Below are 17,671 nucleotides of genomic sequence, written 5' to 3'. Positions count from 1 at the left end.
TATAAACTTATGAATGAATACAAGCAACAATTAGAACTGGCAAAATACCTCGAAACAAATGGCTTATACGATCCACTTCATGAACATAGTAGCTGTGGAGTGGGTTTTATCGCTTCCTCCACAGGAGAAAGAAGCCACCGAATCGTTCAAATGGGCCTAAAAGCAGTTAGTCTTTTAACCCATAGGGGAGCAGTAGATGCCGATCAGGTGACAGGCGATGGAGCCGGCATTCTGATAGAAATTCCCAAAGGTCTCTTCGCTGATTATATAGAAGATATGGGTCATAAAAGACCCGATGAAGATTCAATTGCAGTGGGTATGTTCTTCTTACCCAGAGATGACATCAATACCCAGGATGCCTGTCGTTCCCTTGTTGAATCAAAATTCATGGAATTCAATCTAAAAATCTACGCATGGAGGGATGTACCGGTAAATCCCCTTGTTCTGGGTCCGAAAGCAGATGCTTCCCGCCCCCAAATTGAGCAACTCCTGATAGCAAGGCCTGCCGACCTATCAAAAGAAGATTTCGAGATTAAGCTTTTTCTTATACAAAAAATGCTCATGAGAGCCTCCCAGAAACAGTCCTTACATGATTTTTACGTTTGCTCCCTCTCCTCCGATAAAATTGTTTTTAAAGGACTCTTTAGCGGTAACCAGGTTTCCGAATTTTATCTGGACTTGCAGGATAAAAGAATGATCTCTTCTTACTGCGTTTATCACCAGAGATACAGCACCAATACCTTTCCGGGCTGGGCTTTGGCTCAACCTTTTAGAGTTCTGGCCCATAATGGAGAAATCAATACTATAACCGGAAACCGTATCTGGATGACGGTGCGGGAAGAAGAACTTACCTGTGAGAAATGGGGCATTGCCCAGGAAAAAATCCACCCACTTATCCGCCAGCAAATGAGTGACTCCGCAAGCCTCGACAATGCATTTGAGGCAGTTCTCCGTTCCGGCAGTAAAGATGTACTGCATACAAAAGCCATGTTTATTCCGAATGCCTGGAGCAAGACAGTGGTAATGTCAGACTCTCTAAAAAGTTTTTATGAATATAATAATATTCTTATAGAACCCTGGGACGGCCCCGCAGCTCTTGTATTTACCGACGGCCCCTGGGTAGGAGGAGCACTGGATAGAAACGGGCTTCGTCCGGCAAGATATACCATAACCGAAGACGGCCTGGTTTTCATGGGTAGCGAAACCGGTCTGGTTCCTTTTGATGAAGCCAAAATTATCAAAAAAGGTAGATTGGGTCCCGGTGAAACGATAGCAGTAAACCTTGCAGAAAAGAAAATCTACTATCATGACGATATAAATCAGTTGTATGAAGCAAAATACAGTTATACTGACTGGCTAAAAGAAAATGTTACCTACCTGAATCAGGATTTAGATGATTCCATTGACAAGTATAGAAATTTTCAGGGGGATGAACTAAAACGAAGACAAATTCTTTTTGGTTATAGTCCCTACAAAATGAAAGTTGTATTGAAACCACAGGCAGAGAATGGTCAGGAAGCGACCGGTTCCATGGGAGACGATACACCTCTTTCCATTTTAATGCTATCCCGAATCGGACTTTATACCTACTTCCGTCAAAGGTTTGCCCAGGTAACCAATCCTCCTATAGACTACATCCGGGAAAAAACTGTGGTTAGTTTAAGCACAAGGATTGTAAAAAAAATAAACCTATTCGATCCAAATCAGAAACCTGAAAAATGTATAGTTTTCATAACTCCCTATATTACAAATAATGAATTACAGGAATTAAAAAATCTAACGAAAGATGAACATGGATTTATTGAGCTGGATGCGACCTTCCCGGCAAATCATGAAAATCCCGATTCTGAAGAATTAGAAAAAGCTCTTCAGTCTATCCTCGATACTGCACTTCAGGCAGTTAAAGAAGATAAGCATGTACTAATTCTTACCGATAAAAATTTATCGAAAGATAGAGCCCCTATTCCTATGGAACTGGCCGTTGCTGCGGTTCATAACCACCTGATTCGAAATAAGAAACGTGCTTCTTCGAGTATCATCGTAGAAACCGGTTCCGCCTTCGAAATTCATAATGTTGCAGTGCTTATGGGTTACGGAGCCTGTGCGGTTAATAGTTATCTGACCTGGGACACCCTTCAAGATCTCCGGGAAAGAGGAGAGTTTGATGAAAGTGGAACCCGTCCCGCTTTTTATAAGATCTGTGAGCTTTATCGGAAGGGAATGAATAATGGCCTCTATAAAGTCATGTCTAAAATGGGAATCTCGGTTATGTCCTCTTATATGGGTGGTCAAAATTTTGAAGCTATCGGGCTTTCTCGTTCCCTGATTTCAAAATATTTCCCAGGAACGTTTTCCCGTATTTCCGGTATTGGAATGGGAGGAATCGAGAAAAACATTTTAAGAAACCACAAATCAGCTTTTCTGAATAAGCTTCCGGAGGAAGAATCAGCGAGGGACAATCAACCTCATAGATGGTCTCCGAAAGTAGTGAAATATTTACGACAGGCTGCGGTAAATAATGATTATAAAATATTTAAAGAGGCTACGAGAGCCCTTGAAGATTCCGAAGCTACTACGATTCGAGATATGTTTGAACTGGTAAAAGGAACTCCCATCCCTATTAATGAAGTAGAAACTATCACAGGTATACGAAAACGTTTTGTTGTGCCCGGGATGAGTCACGGAGCCCTTTCGACTGAAGCCCATACAGACATTGCCATTGGTGTTAACCGTATTGGAGCCAAATCCAGTTCAGGAGAAGGTGGAGAAGATTCAAAACGCTATAAAACCGACAGCCATGGAAATAATCCAAACTCCCACATTAAACAGGTAGCCAGCGGAAGGTTTGGTGTTACCTCGAATTATCTCAATTCGGCCATGGAGATTGAAATTAAAATAGCCCAGGGTGCAAAACCGGGAGAAGGTGGACAACTTCCCGGTTTTAAAAACGTGGGTGAGATTTCTCGAAACCGGATGGCTCCCGAAGGAGTAACCCTCATCTCCCCTCCTCCCCATCATGATATCTACTCAATAGAAGACCTGGCCCAGTTAATCTACGATTTAAAACAGGTTAACTCCGAAGCACAGGTTACGGTCAAACTGGTGGCAGAAGCAGGTGTAGGAACCATAGCAGCAGGAGTTGCCAAAGCAAACGCAGATATTATCCTGATATCCGGTCATTCCGGTGGAACCGGTGCTGCGCCGGTGAGTTCCATCAAATATGCAGGTTCTCCCTGGGAACTGGGTCTCTCTGAGGCTCATCAGGTTCTAACAATGAATAATCTCAGGAATAAGGTGGTTCTGAGAACGGATGGAGGGTTTATCAATGGTCGAGATGTAGTTATTGCGGCCTGCCTCGGAGCAGAAGAATACGGTTTTGGAACCGGGTCCTTAATTGCCCTCGGCTGTGTAATGGCAAGAAAGTGCCATCTGAACAACTGTCCGACCGGTATAGCCACACAGGATCCGAAGTTCAGAGCCAAATACAAAGGAGACCCTTCGAATATCGTCAATTACCTGACTCATATTGCCATGGAAGTCAGAGAAATTCTGGCTGAACTCGGCTTTCGTAGTCTCAGTGAAATTATAGGAAGAACCGATCTACTAAAACAAATTGCCCGTTATGAGTACGACAGGTTGGATTCTCTGGACTTAAATCCTATCTTAGTCAGAATGCCCCTCAGCCACTCAAAGGATAAGCTAAAGGATAGAAATTATCGTAAAGAGCCCATAGGATTTAATCTGGATGAACAGATTATCCGAGATGCAGCCCCGGTTTTACAGGGAAAAGGTTCGATTTCTCTGTATTACGAGATCAATAATACCATGAGAACCATAGGAGCCAAAGTTTCCGGCCTTATCTCCAAGCAAAATGGAGATACAGGGCTTAGTAATGGAACTCTGGAAATAAACCTGGAAGGGACTGCCGGTCAAAGTCTCGGAGCCTGGTTAGTAAAAGGAGTTCGAATTAACCTGATGGGAGATGCCAATGATTACGTTGGAAAAGGACTATGCGGTGGAATCATTACCGTAAAACCTCACCCGCGTTCCAACCTGATTCCTTCTGAAAATGTGATTATTGGAAATACCTGCTTATATGGAGCAACAGGCGGAGAGCTATATTGTTCCGGAAGAGCCGGAGAAAGGTTTGCTGTAAGAAATAGTGGAGCTAACGGAGTTGTAGAAGGGGCGGGAGATCATTTCCTTGAATACATGACTGCCGGAACCGTACTCTGTCTTGGAAGCGTAGGAATGAATATGGGCTCCGGTATGACCGGAGGAATTGCCTATTTCTATACTAAAGACTGGGAATTGGCTCCATTAATGAATTCCGAATATGTTGAATTTGGAAACATGGAGGAGGAAGATTTCTTAAAAATACAAACTCTCCTCGAAAACCATGTAAAATATACAAATTCAGAAAGTGCCGGAACCCTATTAAAAAGCTTTGAACAGGAAAAACAGTTTTTCTTCAAAGTCCAACCAAAGAAATAGAAGGATCGAGATCGAGTAGGAGGGGGTTTTACGCCCCGTCCCTCTCACACCACCAAAGCCTGATTTCTCTAAACCAAAGCCTGATTTCTCCAAACCAAAGCCTGATTTCTCCAAACCAAAGCCTGATTTCTCCAAACCAAAGCCTGATTTCTCCAAACCAAAGCGTGGTTTGTCCTAAAGCAAAGCGTGGTTTGCTCCAAAGTAAAGTGTGGTTTGCTCCAAAGTAAAGTGTGGTTTACTCTAAAATAAAGTGTGGTTTACTCTAAAGTAAAGCTCAGCACAAGTCGCAGGAAAGTGGGGATGAGAGATAGGAGGGCTTTAGCCCGATAAGAAAAGTTTCTCTCCGAAAGTTTTCAGGCTGCCCTCCCTTCGGTATACAGCAACTTGTTAGATTATTGTAATATTAGAAGAAGTAATCTCTTAACCCCTCGTTTCAACGTGGGGTTAAGGAGGGATTGGAAACCCGAGGGCGTGGGTTTGAGCCACGTCATCGGGTAGTAAGCTCTCAGAGAACGGCCTGACATGAAACGGTCTAAAACGGAACGGTCGCGACCGTTCCTTACCTATACCCACGTTTCAACGTGGGGTACGGGGGATTTGGAAAAAATCTTAAAAATTATCCCAAAAGTCCAGTTTCGGTTTCCCTTCTATAATAATTTTTTGTTCATTCTGTGCATTTTCAAACCCTTTATAGTAGGAGATCGTAAAATGAAACAGGAAGAATCAGAAAAGTCAGCGGGGCTTTTGCCTTTACATGTGGATATAGTATTTAAGATATTCTGCATAAACAATCCCAAATTATTGATGAACTTACTCAATGCAGTCTTAGGCTTTGAAAAAGAAGAAAAGATAAAAGAGATAAAGATTTTGAACCCCGAAATCCCGGGAGATTTTCATGATGAAAAAATTTCCATACTGGATATACACGCGGTAAATGAAAAAAAAGAACATTTCAATGTAGAAATGCAAACCAGTTCCCAGAGCTTTTATGGAAAAAGAATCCTTTACTACTGGGCCAGGCTTTACACGACGCAGATAGATAAAGGGGAAGAATACGGTGATTTAAGGCCCGTGTATTCCATCTCGTTTTTAAACTTTCAAATGAAACAAACCAGAAATTTCCACTCCAGTTTCCGGCTACTGGAAAAAGACAGTCCTGAAATACACTTGACGAAGGACCTTGAAATTCATATAATAGAACTACCCAGGTTCAAAGGGAATCTTGAAACCCTTGAGACAGAACTGGAAAACTGGGTATACCTTTTACGAGAAGCGGGACAGCTAAAGGAAAGAGAGATGAGCGATTTAAAAATCAAAAACCCTGTAATTCGAGAGGCTGTTGAAGCTCTTCAGGATATTTCTCTGGACAACAAGACCCGGAATTACTATGAAATGCGCCTGAAAGCTGCACGTGATTACGAGGCTATGAAAGACTATGCTTATAAAGAGGGGAGAAAGAGCGGTTTCGATGCAGGAATTGAAAAGGGAATAGAGAAGGGACGCCTTCTGGCAGAGAAAAAAATTGAGAGAGAACGAAAGCGAACCGAAAGAGCCGAGCATAAAAGTAAGCTCAGGACTGCAATCAATTTAAAAAAAGAAGGAGCTGAATTAAAATTTATTTCCCGTATTACAGAGCTCCCAGAAGCCTATCTGGAGAAGTTCTTTCGGAAATCGGCAAGATAGCTGGAACGGTCGCGACCGTTCCTTACCTATACCCACGTTTCAAAGCGGGGTAAGGGGACTATTCTTCGAGTTTATACTCATCAAGAGCACTTTTTAAAAACTGGGATCTGGGAAACCTCGTCTGTAAAGCACTGAGAATTACCTTTCCCTCCTCCTGCTTCCCCAGCTCCAAAAGAACCAGGGCTTTTATGTATAGCATCTCAGCCTGAAATTTAAAACGTCCCGATAGAGAAGCATGGTGTAAAAATTTATAGAAATCATTATCAAAGAAATATACTACAGCAATAGAACGATTTATAATATAGGAAAAAGGTTGCTTCCTGTAGCTTTCCAGGAGGCTTTCTCGAATTAAGAAAGATTCAGTACTATTTAAAAGTAAAAGAATTTCAAAAGGTTGTAAAAAATAGAGGGAATTATCTTTCTTTAGAAGCTTTACTCGATTTTTTAATTGGGTAGGCTGGCTCAAATTTACTTCCGGAAGAGAATGCCTTTCTATCTTTCCATTTTTCTCCTTTTCTTTCTCCAGCCAGGCCCGGACTCCTTCCTTTGACTCTAATTGTTTTAGAAGAAAATAAATGTTGAGATACTGTCCGCTTTTCTTAAATGAAGCAAGAAAAACTCCCTTTTCTTCTTCAGAAAGATGGGAAAACTGAGTCTGAATTTTTGCATAAAGGGGATATATATTCCTTGGACCCTCAAATTCATTTCGAAATAATTGAAAAACCAGGCCGAGGAGGTTTGCATATTCTCCGGAGATTACCTTATCATATAGGAAATCTTTCTCTGCCCGATTAATAGAAAAATTCTTAAATTTATACAGAATTTTTAGTACATCCTGCTCTATAGCTTTTAGAAATTCTTCTTTAATCTTATTTTCATAGCGACCTATAATGGAAAGAAACATCTCGTGTTCAATTGGCAAAACGGCATGTGAATCAAAGGTTTCACAGAGTTCCAAGTATTCAGAAAAACAATCTTTTCTTAGAAGATAATTGCCAAGATAATCCAAAATCTCGGAATCGTCCAGAAAAGAATCCTTATAAAAACTTATAAGCTCTTCACAGATACTTGTATATAATTCTTCCTGCTCCGGATTTGAAAGAACACTGTCTGCGTTATTTTTATAATCCAGCCTCCCGGTAAGACTCGTATCGATGAACCCTACAGCCTGAAACCCCGAACTTATCCCGGAAATTTCTTCCTTTAGTCTGGATTTAAGTTCCAGTACTTGATCGGGAGACATCCCTGTCTCTTTTGGTTTCGTTTCAATCGTCTCTTCCGGCTCTTCGAGGATAATAGGGCTGGATTTGGTTTTATTACTCAGATATATTTCTTCCCACATATAAATTTCATTATCTCCAGTGATTCAGGAAAGTCAAGATTGACTACAGGATAAGCCAGTTAAACATGATATTATGTTCAGAATAATAAAAAAAACCCCTTATCTATTTCTACTTTTTTTTATTTTCACTTCTATAGAAGCCAATACAGGGCTTGAATACCTCATTAAGACCATGAGCTGGAAACAAATCAGAAGAAGCCTTTCTGAATCCAGTGTTAAAAATGAACTTGAAGCCTACGCCCTGATACGCTATCATGAAGAATCCGGAGAAGGAAGCAAGGATGAAAAATTAAGGCTTTTATATGCAGTTGTTACGGGCTTAAAACCAAAAACTGTCGGAAAAGCTGAGGTAAGTTACCTTCTCAGCCATTCGATTATGGAACAAACCAATATCGTAAAACTCTGCTTCTGGAAACTATACCTCGAATTAAAGGAAAGAAACCTTTTACCGGAAGAAAAAAGGGTTGATTACCTCCGAAAGGTTAAAATTGAAGAAGATCCTATCATTGTTAAGGTTTATGAAAATATTGTAAGGGTTTACAAAGAAGATAAAAAATATCTAAATGCAGTTCTATTTGCAGAAAAGCTACAAAAATCCTCCACTCCGTATCTTTATACCGAACCGGTCCAGAGGATGCAAGCCCTGTGTTTATTAAAATTAGGAAGAGAAAAAGAAGCCAGAAAACTATATCTTTCCTTAACAAAAAAAGATAATATCTCCTACTCCATTAAACGTAGAATTATAGAAGATCTGAAGGATAATTTTGGTAAAAGCTATCTGGAGAAACTTTCCACAAACGAGATTGCAGGAATTGTAAATATGCTTCCTCAAAACCAGCAAAAAGAATTTATTCAGAAAGAAAACCTGCATAAAAAAGGAATCTTTAAGTATCTCCGACTTTTTAAAAATGTGGCTTATTCCTTAATCCGACACAAACCTTCAGATTTAGAAGACTATTTAAAAAGACACAAGGACCTTGTATCCATTGATAAAGGCTTCTTGCATTACTCAATCAAATTACTCCTGAGTAAAAAGGAAACATCAATAGCCAAATCTATACTAAATACTTATTTATCTGCTAACCTGGATGCAGAAACCTATGAATCCTATCTGTATTTATACCAGAAATTAAAGGATAAGGAAAACTACTTTAAATACTTAATTTTATACCTGGAACAACAACCCTATAACATGGGAATTCAGGATAAACTCATAGACTTTTTAGCTGACCACTCAGACAAAAAAATTAGCTATAAACCAGAAAAATACTGGGAAGAATCCATTAAAAAGATACCCAATCTGCCCATTAAAGGACGCCTTATATACTGGTATTTGCGATTTCTTAAAGACAACGGTAAAATAACAAAGTTGAAAGATATGTTGGATGGATTTCATTACTACTGTCCGGGTTCTTATTATAACGAAGTAATTAAATCCGAATTTGCAGTTGAAATTAATACTCTAAAAGATCCTCCTGACCCACTGGGAAATGTTAGAGATCTACATAAATATCTTTCTCTCAATAATATGAAGAAGTATTCAAAAGAATTAAGAGGAAAAGATTTATATTTTGCTTATTACGATAATTCAAAAGAATTAGGTGAGATTCTTAGCAAGTCTTCAACCATCTATGAAAGTGATCCTTTTCTACAAAAATCTATTTCTTACTTTAAGCTGGGAGAATATATCAATGGAATCTGGCTTGCCAACCGCCATGTAGAACAAAAAAAGCTGAATACCGCACAAAAATATATTTTATATGTAGCACTGGGAGATTTGAGTTCTCACCAGTATCTTTCCCTTTACTACACCCGCCTGCTTATGAAGATAAAACGAATCCCTGATGAACCCGTTTTATTACCGGCATCTATCACTTCGAGATTATATCCACGTCCTCACGGTAAACTGGTAACAGACTACTCCAAAAAGTTTTCTATCAGTAAGAATGTAGTATATGCTGTAATGAGACAGGAATCTTTCTTTAGAGAAGAAGCCATTTCTCCGGCAAAAGCAAGGGGTTTAATGCAGGTAATGCCAGCCACCGGAAGGGTTTTAGCTAAAGGTCTAAAGGTTAGTAAATATTCTCTTCATGACCCGGAAATTTCCATTATGTTCGGAGCCAGATTCCTGGCTGATCTTTTGAAAATGTATAAAAATGATTTGAGATGGGCAACAATAGGCTATAATGGAGGACCGGGAAATTTACGGAAATGGAAGCGAAATCACTACCACGGTGATTTTAACCACTTTTTAGAAAACCTTCCTTCTCGAGAATCCAGAAATTATTGCCGTATCGTTATTTCCAACTACATTAATTACAGGGTTCTGGAAAGTTTAAATACAAACCCGGTAAGTGACTGATAAGAGACTCAGGCTAAAAGTTATATGATAAAAAAGATGAATCTCATACTCTTTTTAAGATTTACAGATTTTGAATAATCATTCAGATTGTTAGTACGTATGCGGAAATAATATAATTTATGGAGAATCTTGAAAAGAGGTATAAATAGCATGGCAGACAAATGTAAAATTACACTGGAGGGGAAGGAATACGAGTTTCCTCTGGTGGTGGGAACTGAGAATGAAAAAGCTATAGATATATCTAAGCTAAGATCTACTACAGAGGGATTCATTACCCTTGATAATGGCTATCTGAATACAGGTGCTTGCTCAAGTGCCATCACTTTTCTGGATGGAGAAAGGGGAATCCTTCGTTATAGAGGAATACCCATTGAACAACTGGCTGAAAATTCCACTTTTGTAGAAGTAGCCTATTTACTTATTTATGGCAAGCTACCCAAAGATACGGAATTAAAAAAATGGAACCAATCATTAACCCTCCATACCCTTATCCATGAAGACCTAAAACGTCTCTTTAATGGATTTCCTAAAGATGGACACCCAATGGCAATAATGTCCTGCATGATTGCCTGTTTATCGACCTATTACCAGGATTCTTACGATCCTATGAATCCCGAACATAGAGAAATCTCCATTTTAAGGCTTTTAGCTAAATTCCCAACTATTGCAGCCTATTCTTATAAGAAATCTGTAGGTCAGCCTTCCGTATACCCGAACAACTCCCTCGGATATGTAGAAAATTTCTTGAATATGATGTTTGCAGTACCTGCTGAAAATTATGAAATCGATCCTGTGATTTCGAAGGCCCTGAATCTGCTCCTAATTCTTCATGCAGATCACGAACAAAACTGTTCAACTTCTACAGTTCGTCTGGTCGGTTCAAGCCTTGCGAATCTTTACGCTGCTATTTCTTCCGGAATTTGTGCTCTATGGGGCCCCAGACACGGTGGTGCCAATCAGGAAGTTTTGGAGATGCTAACTCACATCAAAGATACAGGTATGACTGTAAAAGATGTAATCATTAAGGCTAAAGACAAAACAGATGCTTTCCGCCTGAGTGGATTCGGACACAGGGTCTATAAAAATTTCGACCCAAGAGCCAGAATCATCAAAAAAGCAGCTGATAATGTTCTGGATAAACTGGGGATAAATGATCCTCTACTTGACATTGCCAAGGAATTAGAGGAAGCGGCTTTGCAGGATGATTATTTTAAATCCAGAAACCTTTATCCTAACGTAGACTTCTATAGTGGTATCATTTATCGTGCTTTAGGCATTCCAACCAACATGTTCACGGTAATGTTTGCCATGGGAAGGCTACCCGGATGGATTGCTCAGTGGAAAGAAATGATTGAAGCTCCTGACATGAAAATCGGCAGACCCAGACAGGTTTATGTGGGTCCTAAAGAAATTTCCTATGAAGAAGCCAAGAAAAATGCCTGATTTCATTTATAGGAGATTTGGATAGATTCCTTTCGTAAAAGTGGTTTTTAGATTACAGGGAGCCACTTTTGCGTTCTTTATTCTTTTTTAGAATCAAAGTGTTTTAGTATATTCCTATTCCCTAATTTTATTACTGTTAACCTATTGAAACTTCATCCATTAGAAATTGATTTTTCCAGGCATATCTCCCTTCAAAAGAAACATCCCTGGATTTTTAGAGATAAGTTTAAAAGTTATACAAAAACTTTTAAAAATGGTGACATCATCCATATCAAAGATATACAAAGTAATAGAGAAACCTATGGAATTTATTCAGAAAGTGGTCCTGTTAGCATTCGAATCTTTCATTTCTCTAATACTTTTAACCTGGATACATTACTAATTAATAGTATTCGCAAACGCTTTCCCCTTTTAAAAGAAACCAATTCACTTCGCTGGATACATGGAGAGAATGATGGTTTTCCCGGAGTTGTTATTGATGGACATGCAAATGTACTGACTGTCATGTACTATTCTCCATCTTTACAAGTTTATGCTCGCTTCTTAGCATCTAAGGTTTTTAAAATCCTCAGTTCATCTTCAGAAGTCATTGATAAACCCGAGATCATTATAAATCTTCAGGCAAGACGAACGGGAGAAGGTAAAACTTCCGGTACAAGATTCTGGAGAGGAAATATAGATAAAAATGCAGAAATTATGATTCATTACGATAAGCTAAACTATCGTATTCGTCCTTTTAGCGGTAAGGGTGGAATTTACAATGATATTCGTAACTTAAGAAGATATCTTTCTCTGCATATCGAATTAATAAAAAATAAGCACATTTTAAATCTGTTTTCCAATAATGGCTTGCTATCAATTTATCTTGAAAAACTTGGAGCAAGTCAGGTAACATCCTTAGAAAGCAGTAATACAATGTTGGAGAACCACAGAAATAATTTAATTATAAGTTCTAATAAACAAATAATTTCTAAAGTTGATATATTTCAAAACCTAAAAACTTCCTTATCTGCACTGAATCAAAAATATCATATGATCATTATTGATCCACCGAATCTTACTGCCTCGGAAAAGGATAAAGAAAAAGCAAAAAAAACCTATAAGCGTCTTATAACAGAAACCCTTCCCTTTCTAAAAAGAGATGGAATTTTGATTATGTGTTCCTGTTCAAATCGAATTAAGGAAGAGGATTTTATGGCTAATTCAATCTCCACTTTTAAAGAATACCATTTAAAATATAAATTATTAGACAAGCTAAAAGAAGAAATAGACCATCCATGCAACCCACTATTTCCGGAAGGAAAATACTTTAAAGTTCATATTTTTAGGATTTATTAATGAATACATATTCCTTGCTTGACTCAGGAGAAAATCAAAAGTTAGAACAAATCGGTAAATTTCAAATTATCCGTCCTTCTCAAAATTCTCCCTACTTAAAAACTAAACCACATACCTGGAATAACCCGGACGCTATTTATCATAGAAACGATAAAGGCGGAGGGCACTGGCAATTTGTTCGCCATATTCCGGAAGAGCAGATTATTAGCTATGCCGGAATGAAAATTAAAATTAAACTAACTCCTTTCGGACATTTAGGTATTTTTCCAGAACAAAAATCTAACTGGGATCTCATTCGTTCACTGGGTTCCGGATATTCCCAAGAAGAAGTTTTGAATCTATTTGCCTATTCCGGTTTATCAACAATAGCCTGTTTACTTGCCGAAATGCCTGTTTGTCACGTAGATTCATCGAAAGGTATGGTCGATTGGGCCAGAGAGAATGCAATGATAAACAATCTTGAAAACAAAAAGGTGAGATGGATAATAGAAGATGTTTTAAAATTTGTAAAAAGAGAAGTAAAACGTAAGAAAATTTATAAAGGTTTTATCCTGGATCCACCAAGTTTTGGAAGAGGAAGTAAGGGAGAAGTCTGGAAAATAGAAAAGCATCTTCCCGAACTTATGGAGCTTTTAATGCAACTCTGCCATTCAGAACCGGAATTTATAATTCTTTCCTGTCATACCACCGGCTACAGTCCTATCGGACTGGAGCGACTGCTTCGTTCTATGGTAAAATCAGAAGGTCAGTATTACTCCGGAGAATTATTTGTAGAAGAAAAATCCGGTTCTAAACTTCCCGGTGGTTTTTGTTCTTATTTTATATCTTCAAAATTTAAAGGTATAAAACCTATATGAATTCACAAATCATTACCAGTTTTTCGAATGAAAGAGTTAAGTTAGTTCAAAAATTGCGAAATAAGAAAGACAGAGAAAAAGAAGGACTCTTTGTTATAGAAGGATATAGGGAATTACAAAGGGCTTTACTCTCCAATAGAATTAGATTCCATTCTTTGTTCTTTAGCCCGGATTGCTTTTTGGGAGAAAATGAATTTTCCTTAATCAGCAAGTTTCAATGTAAATTATTTCAGTTACCCCAAAAAGTTTTTGAAAAAATTTCTTATCGAGATAGACCTGATGGTTTATTAGCTTTAGCTTACACTCCGGATTTTACAATTACCGAAGACACAATCATACCGGAGGGAGATCTTTTTTTGATTATCGAAGGTGTTGAAAAACCGGGTAATCTCGGTACAATCCTTCGAACCTCTGAAGGTGCCGGAGTTAATGCTGTTTTTGTTTCAGACTCAAGACTTGATATTTTCAATCCCAATGTAGTGCGTGCCAGCACCGGAACTTTATTCACAATTCCAATCTTTATCGGCTCTATTTTAGAAATTCTTGAAAAACTAAATAACTTAAGAATACCGGTATTTGCACTCAGTCCTGAAGCAAAAGATTCCTACTTCAAAGAAAATTTTAAAACAAAAACAGCTTTTATTTTTGGAAGTGAACAATATGGTTTAAGCCGGGAAGCAAAATTAAATTCCCAAAAACTTATTTCTATCCCTATGAAAGGTGAGGCTGATTCATTAAACCTTGCTATGTCCTGCGGCATTCTCTTATATGAAGTTTTACGCCAAAGGTCAATTTAATGCGAATAGCTTATTATATAAGTTCTCATGGTTTCGGACACATCAGTCGTTCGTATGAAGTAATAAAAAGATTATTATCTAAAGATAGTATTTCCAAAATTTACGTAATCAGCAAACGAAATTATTTCATTAAAGATACACATGAAAAATTAGTTTTCATTGATAAACAGTTTAGTCCTGGATTAATACAAAAAACTTCCTTAGATATCGATTATATTTCTTCTATAAAAGCTTTACAAAATTTTTATTCTAAAAAGGAAGAACTTTTAGAAGAAGAAGTCCACTTTTTAAAAACTAATAAAATTGATAGAATCATTAGTGATGCAGATTCCTTTCCTTTTTATTGTGCTATAAAAACCCGGATTCCCTCAATTTTCATTGGCAACTTTACCTGGGATTTTATATATAAGGGATTTATAAAATATCATTCAGATTACCAGTCAATAGCAGAATTTTTTGCTGAGTTTTATTCACATTGCTCAAAAGGTTTAATTCTACCCTTTAATTGCCCGATTTCATCCATTCAAAAGTTAACCTACATTCCTCTTGTGGGAAGAACATCATTGAAAGATAAAAATACAGCAAGAAGAGAATTTGGTTTTACAGATGATAAAAAATATATTTTATTCTCTTTTGGAGCCTACGGCCTTTCCGAAACTCTTTTTAATTTCAATCTTTTAGATCCTTCCTGTATACTGGTTACCTCAGGCTATGACGGACTTTTTCATGAAAGCGTAATGCATCTGGATAAGGCTTACTACCCGGACGTTTTAAAAGCCTGTGACTATGTTTTAACAAAACCGGGTTATGGTATTTTGAGTGAAGCTTATAATTGTCAGACTCCTATTCTCTACACCAGCAGAGGGGATTTTCCGGAGTACCCCTATCTTGTAAAAGCCTTAAAAACTTACTTTAAAGCTCGATATATTGAAAATGAAGATGTTTATAATTTTCGCTTCCCTATAAAAGAAATGGAACAAACAACATTTAAAACTGCTCATACCCTTCCAGAGGGTAATCCTTATCAGATAATCTATGAAGCTCTTCTTTAATAACGAAATTTAATTATTTCGCGCGGGATATCATCCAAACTTACAACAGTATCTACTCCCCCCCTTTTAATAGCTTCTTTCGGCATACCAAAAACAACGCAACTATTTTCATCCTGTGCAACCGTGTATGCTCCTTCATCATGCATATCCTTCATTCCGGAAGCCCCATCATCTCCCATGCCTGTCATAATAATACCCACCGCATTTTTACCGGCACTTTTGGCAACTGATCGAAATAGAACATCAACTGAAGGTCGATGTCGACTAACGTGGGGTCCATCAATAATTTCAACATAATAATTAGTCCCGCTCTTTTTCAGAACCATGTGTTTATTTCCCGGAGCAACTAAAGCCAGACCTTTACGAACTTTGTCCATATGTTCAGCTTCTTTCACCTCCATTTCAGAAATTGCATCCAGTCTTTTAGCAAAGGTGGCTGTAAACTTCTCCGGCATGTGCTGAACAATCACAATTCCGGGTGCATCATGAGGTAATTCTTTTAATATATGTTCAAGGGCTATAGTTCCACCTGTAGATGTCCCGATAGCGATTACTTTTTCTGTAGTTTTAAATTGTAATATAGGTTTATTATGATGAATTGCTTCCTGTTTCGGCTTGGTACGGTTCTCAGGTTTGGGGATTTCCTTCTTTACAGGTTCTTTTTTTACAGGCTTGACTTCTACTTTTTGAATTCTATCTTTTAATATTCTAATATTTGATCGAGAGGCTGCCTTTATCACATGAATAAAGTTGTTACGGCTTTCTATCAAAAAGCTTTTTAGACCCAATTGCGGTTTTGGAATAATGTCAACAGCACCTGATTCTATGGCTATCATCGTAGCATCTGTATCTTTCTGTGTAAGAGATGAGCAAATCACAACCGGAGTTGGATTTTCGTGCATGATTTTTTTTAAGAAAGATAATCCATCCATCCTGGGCATTTCGACATCCAAAACAAATACATCCGGCCAATTACTTTTTAGCTTTTCAATTGCAAAAATCGGATCAGAAGCAGCAAATAATAATTCCAATTCAGGATCTGATTTTATAAACTCACTTAAAACCTGTCTTACAAGAGCGGAATCATCCACAACCGCTACTTTTATTTTAGCCTTCATCGTTTGCCTTCTTTCGTTCAGCCTTCATGTCTCTTTAACCAGACATTACCACTCCAGATTTCAAAATGTATTCTCCGAGACTGAATTCCACCGAGATTTTCGGAAACTACATTTAAACTGTTAGTACGTATAATATTTCTTGCAATTTCAATATTCTTGTCCCCCATTTTCATGGATAGGACATTTCCCTTTCCCTGAAACATGCTCGCTCCACCAAATAGCTTGGTAACATATTCGCTTGGTTTAGTTCCCAGGCGATTTATTTCTTTTCTAAAAAGCTCCCAGGCTTCATCGGCATATTTCCCATCTAATTCTCCTTTAGGTCTTCTATCTCCACGAGTGGGTAACATATAATGACACATACCGCCTTCCAGTTTGACAGGATGCCACATGCAAATAGAAATACAGGAACCTAAAATTGTTCGAATTCTTGTTCCGGAATCACCCCAATAAAAGTCACCGGGTTGTAAAAAAATATCAATAACATTTTCAGGGCGATTCACAATAAAAATTTTGTCCTTTTTGATTAAATGTATAGAGCCACCATATTGAATAAATATTCCTGAAATGCAAGAAATTTATACTCAACTATGTATATATGTAAACCTTCTTTCTGCTGAGATGCAAACGAAACACCTGCTCCAAACTTTCTTGAGAGGATACATGTATATGGATTTAGACTATTTTTTTTTAATTTTCCTTCTTTAAATTACTCTCTATTTCAGATAATTCCTCGATAGAAAAAACATTTTTTATATTTAGAAGGACAATAAACTCATCCTCAATTTTACCCAGCCCATTAATAAAATCTAATCTAAGCTTCGAACCAAAGTTAGGAGTTTTCTCTATATTCTCAAGCGGAATATCAAGTACCTCACTGACAGAATCAACCAAAACACCAATATCCACCAGTTCTCCCTCATGATCGATTTCAACAATTATTATACAGGTTCTTTTTGTAATCTTAGTAGGTCTTCTACTAAATCTTAAAGATAAATCCACTACCGGAACAACATTACCACGAAGGTTTATTACACCTTTAATAAAATCAGGCATCATGGGAATACTTGTAACGTTTATAAATTCTTTAATCTCTTTAATATAAAGAATATTTATACCAAATATTTCTTCTCCACAGTAAAAGGTTAAATACTGGTTTTCTTCATAATTCTGATTTCCTGTCAT

General features: G+C 37.7%; 13 protein-coding genes. 8 read left to right on the top strand and 5 right to left on the bottom strand.

All coding sequences use genetic code 11. From position 1 onward, the window contains the following. Positions 1 to 9 precede the first annotated feature (9 nt). Positions 10 to 4,494, top strand: a complete 4,485-nt coding sequence (gene gltB / locus H7A25_16960) for a glutamate synthase large subunit (protein ID MCP5501595.1) — start codon at positions 10 to 12, stop codon at positions 4,492 to 4,494. Here the strand turns inward: gltB and H7A25_16955 are convergent. Then, on the bottom strand, positions 4,438 to 4,650 hold the full coding sequence (locus tag H7A25_16955; protein ID MCP5501594.1) for a hypothetical protein: 213 nt from the start codon (positions 4,648 to 4,650) through the stop codon (positions 4,438 to 4,440). The genes gltB and H7A25_16955 overlap by 57 nt on opposite strands. Before the next feature lie 552 nt (positions 4,651 to 5,202). Here H7A25_16955 and H7A25_16950 point away from each other — a divergent pair. Further along, positions 5,203 to 6,177, top strand: a complete 975-nt coding sequence (locus tag H7A25_16950; protein ID MCP5501593.1) for a PD-(D/E)XK nuclease family transposase — start codon at positions 5,203 to 5,205, stop codon at positions 6,175 to 6,177. 58 nt (positions 6,178 to 6,235) lie between these two features. Here the strand turns inward: H7A25_16950 and H7A25_16945 are convergent, their stop codons facing one another. After that, complete coding sequence (locus tag H7A25_16945) at positions 6,236 to 7,519, bottom strand: hypothetical protein (protein MCP5501592.1); 1,284 nt, start codon at positions 7,517 to 7,519, stop codon at positions 6,236 to 6,238. Between the two features lie 73 nt (positions 7,520 to 7,592). Between H7A25_16945 and H7A25_16940 the strand changes: the two genes are divergently transcribed. The 6 genes from H7A25_16940 (at position 7,593) to H7A25_16915 (ending at position 15,368) form a co-directional block, all read left to right on the top strand. Further along, on the top strand, positions 7,593 to 9,881 hold the full coding sequence (locus H7A25_16940; GenBank protein ID MCP5501591.1) for a transglycosylase SLT domain-containing protein: 2,289 nt from the start codon (positions 7,593 to 7,595) through the stop codon (positions 9,879 to 9,881). A gap of 150 nt (positions 9,882 to 10,031) precedes the next feature. After that, positions 10,032 to 11,324, top strand: coding sequence for a citrate synthase (locus H7A25_16935; protein ID MCP5501590.1), 1,293 nt, complete (start codon positions 10,032 to 10,034; stop codon positions 11,322 to 11,324). 144 nt (positions 11,325 to 11,468) lie between these two features. Further along, positions 11,469 to 12,662 carry a class I SAM-dependent methyltransferase gene (locus H7A25_16930; protein MCP5501589.1) on the top strand — a complete coding sequence of 398 codons (1,194 nt, stop codon included), beginning with the start codon at positions 11,469 to 11,471 and terminating at the stop codon, positions 12,660 to 12,662. After that, on the top strand, positions 12,662 to 13,519 hold the full coding sequence (locus H7A25_16925) for a class I SAM-dependent methyltransferase (GenBank protein MCP5501588.1): 858 nt from the start codon (positions 12,662 to 12,664) through the stop codon (positions 13,517 to 13,519). The genes H7A25_16930 and H7A25_16925 overlap by 1 nt, the downstream gene beginning before the upstream one ends. Further along, positions 13,516 to 14,316 carry an RNA methyltransferase gene (locus tag H7A25_16920; protein MCP5501587.1) on the top strand — a complete coding sequence of 267 codons (801 nt, stop codon included), beginning with the start codon at positions 13,516 to 13,518 and terminating at the stop codon, positions 14,314 to 14,316. Before H7A25_16925 ends, H7A25_16920 begins: the two co-directional genes overlap by 4 nt. Further along, positions 14,316 to 15,368: a glycosyl transferase gene (locus H7A25_16915; protein MCP5501586.1), complete on the top strand. Its 1,053-nt coding sequence runs from the start codon at positions 14,316 to 14,318 to the stop codon at positions 15,366 to 15,368. Before H7A25_16920 ends, H7A25_16915 begins: the two co-directional genes overlap by 1 nt. Here H7A25_16915 and H7A25_16910 read toward each other — a convergent pair. The 3 genes from H7A25_16910 to H7A25_16900 form a co-directional block, all read right to left on the bottom strand. Then, positions 15,365 to 16,486, bottom strand: a complete 1,122-nt coding sequence (locus tag H7A25_16910) for a chemotaxis response regulator protein-glutamate methylesterase (GenBank protein MCP5501585.1) — start codon at positions 16,484 to 16,486, stop codon at positions 15,365 to 15,367. The two genes, H7A25_16915 and H7A25_16910, sit on opposite strands and share 4 nt — an antisense overlap. A 17-nt stretch (positions 16,487 to 16,503) precedes the next feature. Beyond that, the gene (locus H7A25_16905; protein MCP5501584.1) at positions 16,504 to 16,989 is read right to left on the bottom strand and encodes a chemotaxis protein CheD; all 486 of its coding nucleotides are present in this window, start codon (positions 16,987 to 16,989) and stop codon (positions 16,504 to 16,506) included. Between the two features lie 187 nt (positions 16,990 to 17,176). Further along, positions 17,177 to 17,671 carry a chemotaxis protein CheW gene (locus H7A25_16900; protein MCP5501583.1) on the bottom strand — a complete coding sequence of 165 codons (495 nt, stop codon included), beginning with the start codon at positions 17,669 to 17,671 and terminating at the stop codon, positions 17,177 to 17,179.

This window comes from Leptospiraceae bacterium, assembly GCA_024233835.1.
Taxonomy (GTDB): domain Bacteria; phylum Spirochaetota; class Leptospiria; order Leptospirales; family Leptospiraceae; genus JACKPC01.
The sequence above is the reverse complement of the archived record's forward strand: the minus strand, read 5'-3'. Positions and strand labels throughout refer to the sequence as shown.